Here is a 15,964-nt window from a genome sequence, read left to right as displayed (position 1 = left end):
GCGGTAGGCGGGGTGGGTGGTGACGTCGGGGACGAGCTGGCCGTTGAGGTAGACGGCGCGGCCGTCGCGGACCGCGCGCAGATGCGCATCACCGTCCTTGACGGACGCGTCAGGGACGATCGGCGGGTTCGCGCTGCTCATGGGGACGTCCTTCCGAAGGGGATGCGCGGAAAATCCACCGCGCATCCATAATGACTAACTGACAAAGCTATTGCAATGGGCATTCAGTCGAGGCGGGCGCCTGCGAGCTGCACCATGCGGCCCCAGCGCGGGCGCTCGTCGACGATCTTGCGCTTGAAGCTGTCCGGATCGGGCAGCAGCGGGTTCGCGCCGGCCGTGCGCACCCGCTCCTGGAAGCCCGACTCCGACAGGATGGCGTGCATGGCGCCCGAGAGCCTGGTCACCGCCGCCTGCGGCATGCCGGCCGAAGCCAGCACGCCGGTCCAGACCGTCGCCTCGAGCTGCGGCAGGCCCACCTCGGCCATGGTCGGGACTTCGGGCAGCGTGGGCCAGCGCGTCGCGCCGGTGACGGCGAGCGGCACCATGTCGCCCGAGCGCACATAGCTGCCGAGCGAGGCCACGTCCGTGATGGTGAAGCGCACGTCGCCGCGCAGCATGGCCTGCGCCGTCTCCGCCGCGCCGCGGAAGGGCACGTGGATGTTGTCGATGCCGTTCTGCTCCATGAAGAGCGCGCCCAGCAGGTGCGGCGAGGTGGCGATGCCGTTGGAGCCATAGGCGATCGGCTCGCGCTGTGCCTTCGCCCAGGCGATGAACTCCGCCATGGTCCGCGCCGGCACGGCGCGCGCCGGCACCGCGGCGAGGTTGTAGTATTCCCAGACCAGCCCGATCGGCGTGAAGTCGCGGTCCAGGTCGTAGGGGATCGAGCGGTAGACGAAGGGGTTGCAGAGCAGCTGCGACACCGTCGCCACGATCAGGGAATATCCGGCGGGCTGGGTCTTCGCGACATTGTCGAGCCCGATGATGCCGTTGCTGCCGGAGCGGTTCTCGACCGTGAAGGGCTGGCCGAGTCGCTCCTGCAGCTCGCGCGCCAGCAGCCGCGTCAGGATGTCCGAGGCACCGCCGGGTGGGTTGGGGACGACGAAACGGACCGGACGGTCCGGATAGTCCTGCGCGCGGGCGGAGCCGAGCAGGGCGGGAGCGGCCAGCAGGCCGCCGAGAACGGCACGGCGCGGAGCGGTCAGGTCATGGGCCACGGTGATCTCCTCGTGGTGATTGGGTGCTGCGCCGTGTGTTTCTTGTTGTGAAAATACCTATGTGACGAAGCGAAGATGCGCAAGCCCGAAACGCCGAGGGAGCAATTCCCGGCTTCGGCGATTCCGCCTCAGCCGATCGCGCCCGGGAGCACGCGCCATTCCAGCATGGCCGCGCCGACCGCCTCCGGCTGCTCCAACGTGGAGAGGTGGCCGCAGACCGGCACGACGACAAGGCGCGAGCCCTGGATGCCGGCCGCCATCTCCTCGGCATGCTCCCTGGGCGCGAGCCTGTCCTCGTCGCCGACCAGCACCAGCGTCGGACAGGCGATGGTGGCAAGCGTCGGCCGCGAATCGGGACGGTTCATGTTGGCGGTCTGCTGGTTGATGTAGCCGGCAGGGCCGACATCCTCCGTCATGCCGCGATGAGTGGCTCGCAGCACGTCGTCCGTCTGGCGCGAGGGATGCACGTTGTTCGCGTAGTGCAACGGCGGCAGCTCGGTGAAGCGGCCGTCGCGCGCCATCTGCACGCGCTCGGCGCGCAGCTTTCCCGCGGGCCCGCCCGGCATCTCCGCCCGCGCGCTGGTGGAGAGGAGCGCGAGATGCGTCACGCGCTCCGGGCAGCGGCGCAGGATCTCGAAGGCGATGAACCCGCCCATGGAAAGCCCGGCCAGCGCAAAGCGCGGCGGCGCCTGCGCCAGGATGAGGTCCGTCAGCCCCGCGATGCTGTCGGCACCGCGATGATCGGCCACCATCACGGGTCCGAAGCGCCACATCAGCGGGATCTGGTGGCGGAAGAGCGTGGCCGAGCAGTTGAGGCCGGGGATCAGCAGCGTGGGGATGGTCATGGCTGGCCTCAGTGAAAGGTGCGGCCGCCGTCAACCGCCAGCGCGGTGCCGGTGATGAAGGCGGATTCGGGGGAACTCATGAACAGCACCGCCTGCGCGACCTCCAGCGTGCTGCCGTTGCGCTTCAGCGCGTACTGGCTGCCATCGCCGCTGCGGCCCTCGGTGAGCGGCGTCTCCACCATGCCGGGGCAGACGCTGTTCACGCGGATCCGCGGCGCCAGCTCCTTGGCGAGCGAGCGCGTGAGGTTGATGAGCCCGCCCTTCGACGCCGCATAGGCGTGGTTCGCCGGCCCCGCCGGCTGGATGCCCTGGCCCGAGGCCAGGTTCACGATGGTCGCCCAGGGCGCCCCGCGAAGGAAGGGCAGCGCGGCCTTCATCACCATGTGCGGGCCGATGAGATTGATCCCGATCACCTCGCGCCAGGCCGCCATGGAGACATCCGCGATGAGGCCGGGGCGCGAGATGCCCGCGCAGTTCACCACGCCGTCGAGGCCGTCCAGCGCCCGCGCGGCCTGGGCGACGGCGGCATTGACCGAGGCCTCGTCGGACACGTCGCAGGGGATGGGGATGCCGCCGGTGGCGAGCGCGGCGCGGCCCAGCGCCTCCTCCTGGCGGTCCAGCAGCGCGAGCGCGGCGCCCTCGGCCGCGAAGACCTCGGCGACCTTCCAGCCGATGCCGGAGGCCGCGCCGGTGACGAGGATGCGGCGCCCGGCCAGCCGGCCGGAGGGCACGTGGTGCTCGAAGCTCGGTGCGGCGTTGCTGATCTCGGCCATGACGTCTCCTCGTTCCGGCCACCATGATAACGATCAAAGCTATCTCGAAAAGGGGTTGTGCGGCGCAGCATTTCACTTTCTAGAATAGCGAAGATCACAAGCCATTACGGAGCCGAGCCGATGAACCGACGCACTCTCCTTCAGGGCGCTGCCATGGCCACGATCGCCGCCCCCCGGCTCGCGGCCGCACAGGGCCGCAGCGTGCTGCGCTTCGTGCCTTCCGCGGATCTCTCGATCCTCGACCCGATCCGCTCCGGCTCCTTCAACACGCGCATCCACGCGCTCACCGTTTTCGAGACGCTCTACGGCGTGGACATCGAGGGCAACCCGCAGCCGCAGATGCTGGAGGGGCACGCCATCGGGGAGGACGGGAAGGTCTGGAACCTCACGCTGCGCGAGGGCCTGCGCTTCCATGACGGCGAGCCCGTCCGGGCGCAGGACGTGGTGGCGAGCCTGCGCCGCTGGTCGCATCGCGATCCCTTCGGCCAGGCGCTCTTCGCCGCGACGGACGAGCTCTCCGCCGCCTCGGACCGGGTGGTGCGCTTCCGGCTGAAGTATCCCTTCCCGCTGCTGCCGCAGGCACTGGGCAAGGCCTCGCCCAACCTCCCCGTCATCATGCCGGAGCGCTTCGGCGCCATTCCGCCGGCCAATGCCGTGCCGGAGATGATCGGCAGCGGACCCTACCGCTTCGTGGCCTCCGAGCGCGTGCCCGGCGCGCGCGCCGTCTATGCGAAGTTCGACGGCTACGTCCCGCGCCCCGACGGCACGCCGAGCTTCCTCGCCGGCCCGCGCATCGCCCATTTCGAGCGGGTGGAGTGGCTCACCATCCCCGATGCCTCCACCGCCGCGGCGGCGCTGCAGCGCGGCGAGGTGGACTGGGTCGAGCAGCCCTCCATCGACCTCGTGCCGCTGCTCAAGCGCGACCGGCAGATCAACGTCCAGGTCGTGGAGACGGCCGGCCTCATGAGCGTGCTGCGCTTCAACCACTTCCAGCCGCCGCTCGACAATGTCCGGATCCGCCGCGTGCTGCTGAACGCGGTGACCCAGCGCGACTTCATGATGATGATCGCCGGCGACCAGGCCGACTACTGGCGCGACGGCGTCGGCATCTTCACCCCCGGCAGCGCCATGGCGAACGACGCCGGCCTCCCGGAGATCGGCGGCCGCAGCATGGACCAGCTCAGGCGCGACCTGGAGGCCGCCGGCTACAAGGGCGAGCGCATCGCCCTGATGGCCCCGACCGACCAGCAGCGCACCAATGCCGTCAGCGAGGCGACCGGCGACCTGCTCCGCCGCCTCGGCATGAACCTCGACCACCAGGCGATGGACATGGCGACCATGTTCACCCGCAACCAGACGCGCAACCCGCTGGAGCAGGGCGGCTGGTCCATGTTCGCGACCTTCTGGGGCGGGCTCGAGATGTCCTCGCCGGCCTCGCACCATCCGCTGCGCGGCGCGGGCACACGCTCCTGGGTGGGCTGGCCGACCAGCGAGCGCATCGAGGAGTTGGTGGCGCAGTGGTTCCGCGCGCCGGACCTCGCGGAGCAGCAACGCCTCTGCCGGGAGCTCCAGCTCCAGGCCTTCCAGGACGTGCCCTACGTCCCGCTCGGCCAGTTCTTCCCGCCGAGCGCCTGGCGCCGCACGCTCACCGGCATCCTGCCCGGCCTGCCGCAGATGACCAACGTGCGGCGCGTCTGAGCGGGTTCAGTCCTCCGGCCGGAAGCCCGAGCGCTCCACGATCGACTGCCATCGGCGATGCTCCCCCAGGATCCGGGCCTGGAATTCGGGCGAGGCTTCCGCCGCCGCGCGGTATTCCTGCGACACGAGAACCCGGACCACGTCCGGCGCCCGCATCGCCGCCGCCGTGCCGCGCCAGAGTTCCGCAGCGACGGCGGCCGGCGTGCCGGCGGGAAGGAACAGCCCGAACCATTGCTCTTCGGTGAGCGAGGGCTGGCCGAGCTCGGCGAAGGTCGGCAATTCCGGCAGGCCGGCCGATCGCTGCGCGGCCGTGCAGGCCAGCATCCGGACGCGCCCCGCGCGGTGCAGCTCGGAGACTTCGCCCACGACGCTGATGGTCGCGTCGATCTGCCCGGCCATGAGGTCGTTCAGCGCCGGCACCGTGCCGCGATAGGGCACATGGGTCAGGTTGATCCCCAGCGCCTCGGCGAGCCTGAGCCCGATGAAATGCCCGACCGATCCGGCGGCCGGGCTCGCGAAGGTCACGCTGCCGCGCCCCTTCGCCCAGCGCGCGAAGCTCTCGAGGTCCTGCGCCGGATGATTCGCCGCGACCGCGAAGCCGTAGGAGAAGAAGCAGACCGGCGTGACCGGCACGAAGTCCGCGAAGGGATCGTAGCGCAGTCGGCCCGGGTAGATGTGCGGCAGGATGGTGAACTGGCCCGCCGGCGAGAGCAGCACGGTCGTCCCGTCCGGCGCGGCGGACTTCGCCACCTCCACCGCCAGCCGCCCCCCTGCCCCACTGCGGTTCTCCACGATCACCTGCGGCGCATAGGCGTCGCGCAGCTGCTCGGCGAGCAGCCGGCCCACCACATCGGCCGAACCCCCGGGCGCGAAGCCCACCAGGAGGCGCGCGGGCCGGTCCAGCGCCCGCGCCGAGGCGGCCGCGGGGGCCAGGAAGGGGACGGCCAGCAGCGCGCGGCGAGGCACTCGCATCACAGCCGCTCCGGGGTGAGGCCGGTGACCTCGATGATCCGCGCCCATCGCGGGATGTCGGCTTCGATCAGCCGCGTCATGCGCTCCGGCGGCCCGCCCTCGGGTAGGGCGCCGGCGCCTTCCAGCCGCTGGCGCACCTCCGGCGTCTCCAGCGCGGCGGCCAGCGCGCGGTGCAGGGCGGCGACGATCTCCGGCGGCGTGCCGCGCCGCACGGCGAGGCCCATCCAGGAGCCGATGTCGAAATCGGAAAAGCCCAGCTCCTGCATGGTCGGCACCTCCGGGAGCTGGTGCGCGCGGCGCGCGGTGGTGACGGCGAAGGCCTTGATCGCCCCGCTGCGCACCAGCGGCGCGGGCGCCGGCACCGCATCCACCATCACGTCCACCCGGCCGGCGGTGAGGTCGGCCAGCGCAGGCGGGCTGCCGCGATAGGGCACGCTCACCCAGCGCACGCCCAGCCGCTCCTGCAGATAGACGGCGGCGAGCGCCGGCACCGACCCGCCCGATCCCGCGCCGGCGAGCGAGAGGCCGTCCGGCGTGCGGCGCGAGAGCTCCGCCAGCTCGGCAAGGTTGGCGGCCGGCAGGTCCTTGCGCGCGACCAGCACGATCGGCGTGTTGGCGAAGATGATGACGGGCTCGATCTCCGCGAGCGGATCGAAGCCCGCGCTGCGGAAGAGCGTCGGCGAGACCGTCAGCGGCCCGCCGGACGCGACGGCGAGCGTGTAGCCATCGGCCGGCGCGCGCGTGACGTTCTGCATGGCGGGGATGCCGCCGGCGCCGCCGCGGTTCTCCACCACGAAGCCCTGGTGGAAGGCCTTGCTGAGCGCATCGGCCATCACGCGGCCGGCAAGGTCGATCGCGCCGCCCGGCGCGAAGGGCACCACGATGCGCACCGGCCGCGTGGGCCAGGTCTCCTGCCCCCTTGCGCGTGACGCCACAATCGCTGGAGCCGTGGCCAGCAGGCCACGCCGCGACATCGCCATCCGAACCTCCTTCGGCGCCGATGCGCCCGTGGAAATGCCCGGTGCCTGGGTCCCTTCCCGCTCTTCGGCGGGCGATCCCTAACGCACGATCAGATTCAGCACCGCCTGCCGCCGCTCCACGCGCACCGCGTGCAGGGCGCGCTGCAGTGCCGCCGGAAGCTCGGCCGGATCGGTGACCTTCTCGCCATAGCCGCCGCTCGCCTCGACCAGCTTCTCGTAGTCGGGCGAGGGATCGAGGGTGGCGAGCGGCATGCGGTTGGCGCGCGAGGCGTGCCCGTCCGGATAGACGCTGAGCGTCGCCGTCCGCACCGCGCCCCAGAGCGAGTTGTTGAAGACGATGGTGAGGATCGGCAGGTCGTTCGCGCGGCTCACGAAATGGGCCGGCGTCGGATTGGCGAACATGTAGGCGCCGTCGCCGACCGTCGCGATCACGGTCTTCTCCGGCGCCGCCAGCTTGGCGCCCAGCGCGGCGCCCACAGCCCATCCGAGGCCGCCGGCGGGGCTGTAGGAGAAAAAGCTGCCCGGAACCTCGAAGGAGAGCTGGTCCAACACCAGCGGGTATTCGTTGACCAGGATCGTGTCGGCGTCGATCGCCCGGTCGATGCAATGCGTGGCCCAGGCGAAGGAAATGGGCGCCTTCGCGGCCGCTTCCTCCCGGGTCCTTTGCGCACGGTCGAGCAGCGCCTGGTGATGCGCCGCGATCCTGGCGCGGCGGGCCTCGATCTCCGGCCCCCCCAGCCTGCCGAGAAGCCCGTGCAGCGCCGCCAGCGCCGGGCCGGCGGCGCCCGTGATTGCGAGGTCCGCATGGAAGCCGCGCACCGGGTATCGGGAGAAATGCGGATCGGTGCCGAGATGCACGATGCGCGCCTTCGGGTCCGGCGCGGTGCGTGCCGGCATCCAGGGCACGTCGCAATCGGCGACGATCACGAGGTCCGCTTCCGGGAGCAGCGCGCCGGGATCGAAGCCGCAGGCCATGGGGTGCGACCTCGGCAGGCCGAGATAGCGCGGGCGGTTCTGCACCACCGGGATCGCGGCCGCCTCGGCCAGCGCGGCAAGGATCGGCACCTCGGCCGGGTCGCGGCCGAGCTCCGCCGTGATGATCAACGGCGCCTTCGCCTCGCGGATCCAGGCGGCCAGCGTCTCCAGTGCGTTTGTGTCGGCGCGGGGCGCGACGGCAGGAAGGGTCCGGCTCTCCGGCAGCGGCGCGGGGCCGGCAACCGGCATGCCCAGCACCTCGCGCGGCAAGGTGAGGTAGACCGGGCCGCGCGGCTCGCTCTGGGCGAGCGCCACGGCGCGGTCCACCACGATCTCGACCTGCTGCGGCAGGCGCAGCTCGTAGTCCCACTTCACCAGCTCGCGCAACATGCCCGCCTGGTCGAACATCTCCTGCGCCCAGTTGATGAGGTTGGTGCGCGCCCCGACCATCCCCTCCTCCAGGATCGGCGTGCGGCCGGCGGTGAAGAGCATCGGGATCTGCGAGCGGCAGGCGTTGTAGATGCCGTTCAGCGAGTTCGCCGTGCCGAGGCCTACATGCACCATCACCGCCGGCAGCTCGCCGCTCACCATGTGGTAGCCATGCGCCATGGCGACGGCGACGTTCTCGTGCGGGACGATGATGGGCACCGGCAGGTTCGGCGCGCCCTCGCCGGCGCGGGCATAGGCCTCGATGATCGGCGCGAAGTCGGTGCCACCATTGCCGAAGAGGTACCTCACGCCGCGCGAGGCCAGGAGCGCCAGGTAGCGCTCGGCAACGATGGTGGTCTCGGCGGGGACGGAATGGTCCATGTCACGATTTCCCGGGGGCGGCGACAGCGAGACTTTCACAATATAGCTCTCACAACAAGCTATCTAAGACGATTGTATCCGAGATCGATCGGACGCCGATCCGCGGCCTCGCGATCGGATGCTTCGGGGAAAGCCCTCTGCCCGGCCGGGCGATCGGTGTTTCATCATAGTGAAAACTCCCTTGCCATGTTCATTCAGGCATAGGAGGCTTCGCCTTCATGGCTCCCCCTGCGACATCCGGACGACTTCTCCTCGAAACTGTGTCCCGAAGCTTTGGCTCACTCAAGGCAGTCGACGGTGTCAGCCTGGATATCCCGGCCGGCGAGTTCGTCGCCTTCCTCGGCCCCAGCGGCTGCGGCAAGACGACGCTGCTCCGCATCATCGCCGGGTTCGAGCAGGCCGATGCCGGCCGCCTCATGCTCGATGGGCGTCCCCTCGCCGGCCTGCCGCCCAACAGGCGCGACGTGGGAATGGTCTTCCAGAATCTGGCGCTCTTCCCGCACCTGACAGTTGCGGAAAACATCTCCTTCGGCCTGGAACTGCGGCGCGAGAGCGCGGCTGAGACGGCGCGGAAGGTGCAGGAGGCCATCGCCCTGGTGGCGCTGCAGGGCCTGGAGCGGCGCCGTATCCAGCAGCTCTCCGGCGGGCAGCGGCAGCGCGTGGCGCTGGCCCGCGCGCTGGTGCTGCACCCTTCCGTGCTGCTGCTGGACGAGCCGCTCTCCGCCCTCGACCTCAAGCTCCGCCGTCAGCTCCAGCAGGAGCTGAAGACGCTGCAGCGGCGCACCGGGGCCACCTTCGTCTTCGTCACGCACGACCAGGAGGAGGCGCTGTCGATGGCCGACCGCGTCGCCGTCTTCAACCATGGGCGTCTGGAGCAGTTCGACACGCCGCAGGCACTCTACGGCAGGCCCGCCTCGCGCTTCGTGGCGGAATTCGTGGGCGACGCGAACATCCGCGACGCGGCGCAGCTCGCGCCATTCGGCCTTTCGCTGCCGGCCGGGACGCTCCTCGTCATCCGGCCGGAGGAGTGCGCGGTCGGCGCCGCCGCCGGCACCGCGCCCGTGCGGCGCGAGGGCACGGTGGAGGCCGTCGACTTCGTCGGTCCCCATGCCCGGCTGCGCCTGGCGCTCGACGGCGTGGCGGAACCCTGGCTGGCGCTTTGCCCCGGCTCGGCAGCCGCCGATCTCGCGCCGGGCGCGCGCGCCATGCTGGGATTCGACCCCGCACAGGCCGCATCGCTGAAAGTCGGCGCGTGAGCCGCCGGCTCGCCCTCTTCGCGCCGATGGGGCTGCTCATCGCGGCCTTCACGCTGTCCATCGCCGGCCTGCTCTGGTCCTCGCTGACGCAGGGCGGGCCCGGCCTTTATGCCGAGCTGCTGCTGGATCCCGGCATCCAGCGCGTCCTCTGGCGCACGGTCTGGATCGCCGTCGTCACCACCGCCCTCTGCGCGCTGCTGGGCTATCCGCTGGCGCTCTTCCTCGCGCGCAGCCCGCACAGGAACCTCTGGCTGATCCTGGTGATCTCACCCTGGCTGGTCAGCATCGTGGTGCGGACCTTCGGCTGGATGGTGCTGCTCGGCAACCGCGGCGTGATCAACATGGCGCTGCGGGACTGGGACCTGATCGACCGGCCCATCCGCATCCTCTTCACGCCGGCGGCGGTGCTGATCGGCCTCGTCCACGTCTTCCTGCCCTTCATGGTCATCGCGATCCTCTCCAGCCTGCTCCAGCAGGACCGCAAGCTGGAGGAGGCGGGCCGCATCCTCGGCGGCACGCGCTGGCAGACCTTTCGCCGGGTCACGCTGCCGCTCTCCATGCCCGGCGTGATCGGCGGCTGCTCGCTGGTGCTGCTGATGTCGGCCGGCGCGATCGTGACGCCGCTGCTGCTGGGAGGCCTGCGCGACCGGATGCTCGGCACGCAGATCTATTCCGAGATCTTCCAGGTCTACAATTTCGACCGTGCCACCGCGATGGCGGTGCTGCTGCTGGTCACAGCCCTGATCCTGGTCGCGCCGTTGCGGCTGATCGAGGCGCGCATCCGCCGCCGGCTGGAGAGCGTGTGATGCGCACCAGCCTGCCCATCCGTGCGCTGGCCATCCTGCTGTTGATCCTGCTGCCGGCGCCGCTGGTGATCGTCGTCGGCTCCTCCTTCTCCCCGCTCGCGCTGCTGGGCTTCCCGCCGCCGGGCTTCTCCTGGCGCTGGTACATCGAGTTCCTCAGCACGCCCGCCTGGCTCGCCGCCTTCGGCGTCAGCGCGGCCATCGCGCTGGCCAGCGCGGTGCTGACGACGCTGGCCGCCCTGGGCGCCGCGCTGGCTCTGCAGGGCGCGCCCTCCCGCCTGCGCGCCGCGGCAGAGACGGCGATCCTGGCACCGCTGCTCTTCCCGCATGCGGCGCTGGGCATCGGCTTCCTGGGCTGGCTGATCCTCGCCGAGCTCAACGGCACGGGCTGGGGCATCCTCATCGCGCATCTCATCCTCTGCGCGCCCTTCGCCTATCGCCCCATCGCCGTCTCGCTCGCGCAGATCGACAAGTCCCTGCCCGAGGCCGCGACCATCCTGGGCGCCGAGCCGCGCCAGGCCTTCTTCCGCGTCGTGCTGCCGCTGCTGCGGCCGGGCATCGCCGCCTCGCTGCTCTTCGGCTTCATCATCTCCTTCGACGAGGTGACGGTGACGATGTTCCTCGTCGGTCCCGAGCTCACCACCCTGCCCGTCACCATCTACGCCCGCCTGAACGACAGCGCGGACCCGGTGGTGGCGGCGATCTCCTCCATCCTGATCCTGCTCACCGCCGGCCTCGTGCTGCTGATGGACCGGCTGGTGGGCCTGCGCATCTTCATCGACGTCGAGGAGGAGGGGCGCCACCCCGCCTCCTGAGCCCCATCCTTCCGAGGAGAACCCCCATGGTCCTGCTTCGTCGTTCCTGTCTCGCGGCCGGTGCCGGCCTGCTCGCAACGCCCTATCTCGCGCTCGCTCAGTCCGGGCCGGGGCGCGTGGTCATGGGGAGCTGGGGCGGCGCCGGCGCGCGCATGTGGCGCGAGAGCTTCGGCGCACCCTTCACCAGCGCCACGGGCATTCCCGTCACCGTCGCCGAGAACGCCGATCCGGCCGCGGCGATCGCGGCGGCGCGCGGACGACCGCAGCACAACGTGATCATCGCCGCCTCCTTCCAGGCCGCACATCTCGCCGCCAGCGACCTGATCGACCGCGTCACCGTGGACGAGATCCCGAACATCCGCCACGTGCCCGAGCAGTACTGGGTGCGCGACGGCCAGGGCGGCATCCTCGGCATGCCGATCTACTTCATCTATCTCGGCCTGGCCTTCAACAACACGCTGGCCCGCGCTTCCGACTTCGCCTCCTGGGAAGCGCTGACGGACCGCAAGTGGAACGGCCAGCTCTCGGTGACGCGGCCCATCTTCCTGGCGCCCTACGACCTCACGCTCTACGCGAAGATCCGCGGCGGCAACGAAGCGAACATCCAGCCCGGCGTGCCGATGCTGGAGGCGATCGCGCGCAACGCCACCAGCTCCTACGCGTCGATGGCCTCGCTGCAGCAGCAGATGTCGCGCGGCGAGGTGACCGCCTGCGCCTTCTATTCCGGCCAGATCCAGATGCTGCGGAAGGCCGGCCAGCGCGAGGTGGAGATGACGCTGCCGCGCGAGGGCGGGCTGATCCTCTCCTACCTGCTCTCCGTGCCGAAGAACGCGCCGGACAAGGCCGCGGCGCTCCGCTTCATGAACGACTCCATCGACCCCGGGAAGCAGATCTCCGCGGCCCGCAGCGGCTACCTGCCGCTCGCCACGAACGTCACCCTGCCGGACGAGGTGGTGCGCGAGGTGGGCATGACGGCGGACGAGGTACGGGCGAGGAACTGGTCGCCCAACTGGTACACCATCGCGTCCGACATCGAGGCGCGCATGCGCCTCGCCGACCAGATCCTCGACCGGGCCCGCTGAACTCTCTTCTGAACGCTTTCTGGATATCGCCATGCCGTCACGATCTCCGCGTCACGCTTCCACCGGACTGCGCGCGCCATGAAGGTGGGGGTGGAGATCGGCGGCACCTTCACCGATCTGGTCCGTATCGACGCGAAGGGTCTCACCATCGCCAAGGTGCCGAGCACGCCGTCACAGCCTGATGCCGGCGTCTTCCACGCGCTGGAGGCCGCGCACATCAAGCTCTCCGAGATGGCGGAGCTGGCGCATGGCTCCACCGTCGCGACCAATGCCGTGCTGGAGCGCAAGGGCGCGCGCCTCGCGCTGCTCGTCACCGAGGGCTTTCGCGACCTGCTGGAGCTGCGCCGGCAGGACCGCGAGCAGCTCTTCGACATCTTCTACCGCAAGCCGCCGGCCCTCGTGCCACGTCGCGATACCTTCGAGGTGCCGGAACGCATGCTGGCCGACGGCACGGCGGAACACGCGCTCGACCTGGAGGCGGCCGGCCCCGCACTGGAGCGCGCGCTGCGCGAGGGCGGCTACGGCGCCGCCGCCATCTGCCTGCTGAACTCCTTCGCCAATCCAGCGCATGAGCGCGGCCTTGCCGACTGGCTGCGGGCGCGGAATCCTGGCCTGCGCGTCACCTGCTCCGTGGACGTGACACGCGAGTTCCGCGAGTACGAGCGCGCCAGCACCACGAGCCTGTCCGCCTATGTGCAGCCGGTGCTCGACGCCTATCTCACACGCATCGAGACGCGATTGGCCGAGGGCGGCTTCACCGGCATCTTCTCCATGATGCAGTCCAACGGCGGGCGCGTGCCGGCCGCGGCGATTCGGCTGAACGCCGGCTCGGCCCTGCTCTCCGGCCCGGCGGCGGGCGTCACGGGCGCGATCCGGCAGGCGGGGCTTTCCGGCTTCAAGGACATCGTGACGCTCGACATCGGCGGCACCAGCGCCGACGTCTGCCTCGTGCAGAACGGCAAGCCCGAGCTGACGCGCGAAGCCAAGGTGGACACCCTGCCCGTGCTGATGCCGATGGTGGACATCACCACCATCGGCGCCGGCGGCGGCTCGCTGATCTGGGTGGACGAGGGCGGGCTGCTGCGCGCCGGCCCGCGCAGCGCCGGTGCCGATCCCGGCCCCGCCAGCTACGGCCGCGGCGGCACGCAGCCGACGCTGACGGACGCGCATCTCGTCTGCGGGCGCATCCAACCGGACGCGAAGCTCGCCGGCGCGATGCCCTTGGATGCGAAGGCGGCGCGCGCGGCCTTCGTGCCGCTGGCGGGGAAGCTCGGCCTTTCCGTCGTGGAGTTGGCGGACAGCGCGGTGCGCATCGCGGTGGCCAACATCGTCTCGGCCATCCGCCTCGTGAGCACCCGGCGCGGGCGCGATCCGCGCGACTACGTGCTGGTGCCCTTCGGCGGCGCCGGCCCGCTGCACGCAGCGGCGGTCGCCGATGCGCTGGCGATGGAGACGGTGGTGGTGCCGCCCAATGCTGGCGTCATCTCCGCCTATGGGCTGCTGGCGGCCGATCACAGCCTCTACGACAGCCTGACCCGCCGCACCCGCCTCGACGAGGCAGCGCCGGAAGCGGTGCGCGCAACGCTCTCGGAGATGCGCCAGGGCCTCGCCGCGCGCGCCGACGCCATGGAGCTCGGCGCCGATCGGCACTGGGACGTGACGCTGGAGATGCGCTTCGTCGGCCAGGCCTTCGAGATCTCGGTGCCGCTCGACGAGGCACTGGCCGGGGCGCCGACGGGCGAAGGGTTGCGGCAAGCCTTCGAGGCCGCCTATGCGCGCATCTACCGCCACGGCGCGGTGATGAGCGGGCGCATGGCAGAGATCGTCTCCTACCGCGTCGGCGTGCACGTTCCGCCCGAGGCGGTGCCGAGCCTCGCCGGCATCGGCGGCGATGATTTCCACGTTCCCGAAGGCGAGGTCGAGGTCTTCGACGAGGGCCGCCGCCAGCGCGCGACGCGCATGGCCCGCAGCGCCGTCGGCACCACGCCGCGTCCTGGTCCGCTGGTGCTGGAGGACGTGACCGCCACCACCTTCGTCCCCGCCGGATGGCTCGCCGCCTCCGACGCCGCCGGAAACCTCATCCTGCGAAAGGCCGCGCCATGAATCCCGTCGACCAGGCCGTCATCAGCCAGGCGCTGCTCTCGGCGGCGCGCGAGATGGGCATCGCGCTCTACCGCTCCGCCTATTCCTCCGTGGTGCGCGACGGCAAGGACGCCTCCACCGGCATCCTCGACGCCGAGGGCAACGCCGTCGCGCAGAGCGACGAGCTGATCCCGATGCTGGTTGGCTCGCTCTCCATCACCTTCCGCAGCTGCGCCGCGCGCTATCCGGTGTCGAAGCTGAGGGAGGGCGATTTCTACATCTGCAACCACCCCTATCACGGGGCGCACCACCTGCAGGACATCCTGATCTTCATGCCCATTTTCTTCGACGGGAAGGTCGTCGGCTTCAGCGCGGCGGTGGCGCATCACCTCGACATCGGCGGCGGCGCGCCGGGGCTCAACTCCTCCTCCACGGACTACTTCCAGGAGGGGCTGGTGATCCCGCCCAGCCGCTACAACCTCGACGCCGACTGGAACGGCGACGGCCCGCTGCGCCACTTCATCGGCGCGAACATCCGCGTGCCCGAGGCGACACTGGGCGACATCGATTCCCAGTTCGCCGCCTGCGCCGTCGGCGCCGCGCGCGTGCACGAGATGTGCCGCAAATACGGCGCGGCCACGGTGACCGAGGCGATGGCCGAGATGATCGCCTATGTGGAGCGCCGTGTGCGCGCCTCCATCGCCGCCATCCCCGACGGCACCTATGTCGGCGAGGACGCGCTGGACGATGACGGCCTCAGCGAGGCGCCCCTGGCGATCAAGGCCACGGTGACGGTGCAGGGCGACCACCTCACCGTCGACTTCGCCGGCACCTGCCCGCAGGTGAAGAGCCACATGAACGCGCCCTACGCCTCCACCGTCTCCGCGACGCTGGCCTGCATCAAGTCGGTGCTCTCGGGCGAGGACGTGCCCTTCAACGAGGGCGCGAGCCGTGCGGTGACGGTCCTTGCCCCCAAGGGCTGCCTGCTGAACCCGCTGCCGCCGGCGCCGGTGCGCGCGCGCATGGAGGCCTCCTACCGCGCCTATGACGCGGTGCTGAAGGCGCTGGGCCAGGCCATGCCCGACCGTGCCATCGCCTGCGGCTACGACACCACAACCGGCTTCTGCCTGTCCTACCTCCAGGACGGACGGTACCGCGTCTTTCTGGAGCTGCGCGACGGCGGCTACGGCGCCTCGGCCATCGGCGACGGCTGCGACGCGGTGGCGGGGCCGCTCTCCAATTGCACCAACACGCCGATCGAGCAGATCGACGCCGATTACGACTTCTTCCGCATCGAGCACTACAGGCTGCGTCCCGGGACCGGCGGCGCGGGAAAGCATCGCGGCGGGCTCGGCTCCAGCCGCAGCTACCGCATCCTCGCCGACGGCGTGCGACTCGCGATCTATGCAGACCGCTTCCGCATCGCGGCCAGCGGGCTGGCGGGCGGCGAGGCCGGCGCGCTCGGCCATTGCCACGTGCATCGCGGCAACGAGGTGATCGAGGTCCGCTCCAAGGCCGACATGGCGCTGCGCAAGGGCGACCTCATCGTGCTCGCCTCCGGCGGCGGCGGCGGGCATGGCGACCCGGCCCTGCGCGACGCGGCCGCCATCGCGGCCGACGCGGCGCAGGGCTACGGCTGAGCCCTCAGGCGTGGCGACG

13 protein-coding genes are annotated in these 15,964 nt (G+C 70.9%); 7 read left to right on the top strand and 6 right to left on the bottom strand.

Annotated features, from left to right (window positions below):
* Positions 1-224 precede the first annotated feature (224 nt).
* The 3 genes from AC1ROY_RS24885 to AC1ROY_RS24875 form a co-directional block, all read right to left on the bottom strand.
* Positions 225-1,214 carry a Bug family tripartite tricarboxylate transporter substrate binding protein gene (locus tag AC1ROY_RS24885; protein WP_493151601.1) on the bottom strand — a complete coding sequence of 330 codons (990 nt, stop codon included), beginning with the start codon at positions 1,212-1,214 and terminating at the stop codon, positions 225-227.
* Between the two features lie 128 nt (positions 1,215-1,342).
* Positions 1,343-2,059 carry an alpha/beta fold hydrolase gene (locus tag AC1ROY_RS24880; RefSeq protein ID WP_493151600.1) on the bottom strand — a complete coding sequence of 239 codons (717 nt, stop codon included), beginning with the start codon at positions 2,057-2,059 and terminating at the stop codon, positions 1,343-1,345.
* 8 nt (positions 2,060-2,067) lie between these two features.
* Positions 2,068-2,832 (bottom strand): SDR family NAD(P)-dependent oxidoreductase, encoded by a 765-nt coding sequence (locus AC1ROY_RS24875; protein ID WP_493151599.1) that lies wholly within the window; start codon positions 2,830-2,832, stop codon positions 2,068-2,070.
* A gap of 120 nt (positions 2,833-2,952) precedes the next feature.
* On the opposite strand from AC1ROY_RS24875, the gene AC1ROY_RS24870 reads away from it, so the two are divergent.
* Entirely contained in the window at positions 2,953-4,530 is a 1,578-nt protein-coding gene (locus tag AC1ROY_RS24870) for an ABC transporter substrate-binding protein (protein WP_493151598.1), read from the top strand.
* A 6-nt stretch (positions 4,531-4,536) separates the two neighbouring features.
* On the opposite strand, the gene AC1ROY_RS24865 is transcribed toward AC1ROY_RS24870, so the two are convergent.
* From AC1ROY_RS24865 to AC1ROY_RS24855, 3 genes are all read right to left on the bottom strand, one after another.
* Positions 4,537-5,502: a tripartite tricarboxylate transporter substrate-binding protein gene (locus AC1ROY_RS24865; RefSeq protein ID WP_493151597.1), complete on the bottom strand. Its 966-nt coding sequence runs from the start codon at positions 5,500-5,502 to the stop codon at positions 4,537-4,539.
* Positions 5,502-6,476 (bottom strand): Bug family tripartite tricarboxylate transporter substrate binding protein, encoded by a 975-nt coding sequence (locus AC1ROY_RS24860; protein ID WP_493151596.1) that lies wholly within the window; start codon positions 6,474-6,476, stop codon positions 5,502-5,504. The genes AC1ROY_RS24865 and AC1ROY_RS24860 overlap by 1 nt, the downstream gene beginning before the upstream one ends.
* 84 nt (positions 6,477-6,560) lie before the next feature.
* The gene (locus AC1ROY_RS24855) at positions 6,561-8,267 is read right to left on the bottom strand and encodes a thiamine pyrophosphate-requiring protein (protein WP_493151595.1); all 1,707 of its coding nucleotides are present in this window, start codon (positions 8,265-8,267) and stop codon (positions 6,561-6,563) included.
* Between the two features lie 260 nt (positions 8,268-8,527).
* On the opposite strand from AC1ROY_RS24855, the gene AC1ROY_RS24850 reads away from it, so the two are divergent.
* The 6 genes from AC1ROY_RS24850 to AC1ROY_RS24825 all read left to right on the top strand — a co-directional run bounded on the left by AC1ROY_RS24850 (position 8,528) and on the right by AC1ROY_RS24825 (position 15,945).
* Positions 8,528-9,523, top strand: coding sequence for an ABC transporter ATP-binding protein (locus AC1ROY_RS24850; RefSeq protein ID WP_493151594.1), 996 nt, complete (start codon positions 8,528-8,530; stop codon positions 9,521-9,523).
* Positions 9,520-10,329: an ABC transporter permease gene (locus tag AC1ROY_RS24845; RefSeq protein WP_493151593.1), complete on the top strand. Its 810-nt coding sequence runs from the start codon at positions 9,520-9,522 to the stop codon at positions 10,327-10,329. The genes AC1ROY_RS24850 and AC1ROY_RS24845 overlap by 4 nt, the downstream gene beginning before the upstream one ends.
* Positions 10,329-11,141: an ABC transporter permease gene (locus AC1ROY_RS24840; RefSeq protein WP_493151592.1), complete on the top strand. Its 813-nt coding sequence runs from the start codon at positions 10,329-10,331 to the stop codon at positions 11,139-11,141. Before AC1ROY_RS24845 ends, AC1ROY_RS24840 begins: the two co-directional genes overlap by 1 nt.
* 26 nt (positions 11,142-11,167) lie before the next feature.
* Positions 11,168-12,223 (top strand): extracellular solute-binding protein, encoded by a 1,056-nt coding sequence (locus tag AC1ROY_RS24835; protein ID WP_493151591.1) that lies wholly within the window; start codon positions 11,168-11,170, stop codon positions 12,221-12,223.
* A 78-nt stretch (positions 12,224-12,301) separates the two neighbouring features.
* Complete coding sequence (locus tag AC1ROY_RS24830; protein WP_493151590.1) at positions 12,302-14,326, top strand: hydantoinase/oxoprolinase family protein; 2,025 nt, start codon at positions 12,302-12,304, stop codon at positions 14,324-14,326.
* Positions 14,323-15,945, top strand: coding sequence for a hydantoinase B/oxoprolinase family protein (locus tag AC1ROY_RS24825; protein ID WP_493151589.1), 1,623 nt, complete (start codon positions 14,323-14,325; stop codon positions 15,943-15,945). The genes AC1ROY_RS24830 and AC1ROY_RS24825 overlap by 4 nt, the downstream gene beginning before the upstream one ends.
* Positions 15,946-15,964: the final 19 nt, after the last annotated feature.

The sequence above is a fragment of the Roseococcus sp. GW821-FHT12F05 genome, assembly GCF_058806835.1.
Note: the sequence above shows the minus strand (reverse complement) of the source record. Positions and strands in the feature narration are given on the sequence as shown.

What these genes read in the sequence shown, in the direction of transcription:
- AC1ROY_RS24875 (WP_493151599.1), bottom strand. Translation starts at nt 2,832, where the DNA reads ATGGCCGAGATCAGCAACGCCGCACCGAGCTTCGAGCACCACGTGCCC.
- AC1ROY_RS24860 (WP_493151596.1), bottom strand. Translation starts at nt 6,476, where the DNA reads ATGTCGCGGCGTGGCCTGCTGGCCACGGCTCCAGCGATTGTGGCGTCA.
- AC1ROY_RS24870 (WP_493151598.1), top strand. Translation starts at nt 2,953, where the DNA reads ATGAACCGACGCACTCTCCTTCAGGGCGCTGCCATGGCCACGATCGCC.
- AC1ROY_RS24840 (WP_493151592.1), top strand. Translation starts at nt 10,329, where the DNA reads ATGCGCACCAGCCTGCCCATCCGTGCGCTGGCCATCCTGCTGTTGATC.
- AC1ROY_RS24865 (WP_493151597.1), bottom strand. Translation starts at nt 5,502, where the DNA reads ATGCGAGTGCCTCGCCGCGCGCTGCTGGCCGTCCCCTTCCTGGCCCCC.
- AC1ROY_RS24825 (WP_493151589.1), top strand. Translation starts at nt 14,323, where the DNA reads ATGAATCCCGTCGACCAGGCCGTCATCAGCCAGGCGCTGCTCTCGGCG.
- AC1ROY_RS24830 (WP_493151590.1), top strand. Translation starts at nt 12,302, where the DNA reads ATGAAGGTGGGGGTGGAGATCGGCGGCACCTTCACCGATCTGGTCCGT.
- AC1ROY_RS24855 (WP_493151595.1), bottom strand. Translation starts at nt 8,267, where the DNA reads ATGGACCATTCCGTCCCCGCCGAGACCACCATCGTTGCCGAGCGCTAC.
- AC1ROY_RS24880 (WP_493151600.1), bottom strand. Translation starts at nt 2,059, where the DNA reads ATGACCATCCCCACGCTGCTGATCCCCGGCCTCAACTGCTCGGCCACG.
- AC1ROY_RS24835 (WP_493151591.1), top strand. Translation starts at nt 11,168, where the DNA reads ATGGTCCTGCTTCGTCGTTCCTGTCTCGCGGCCGGTGCCGGCCTGCTC.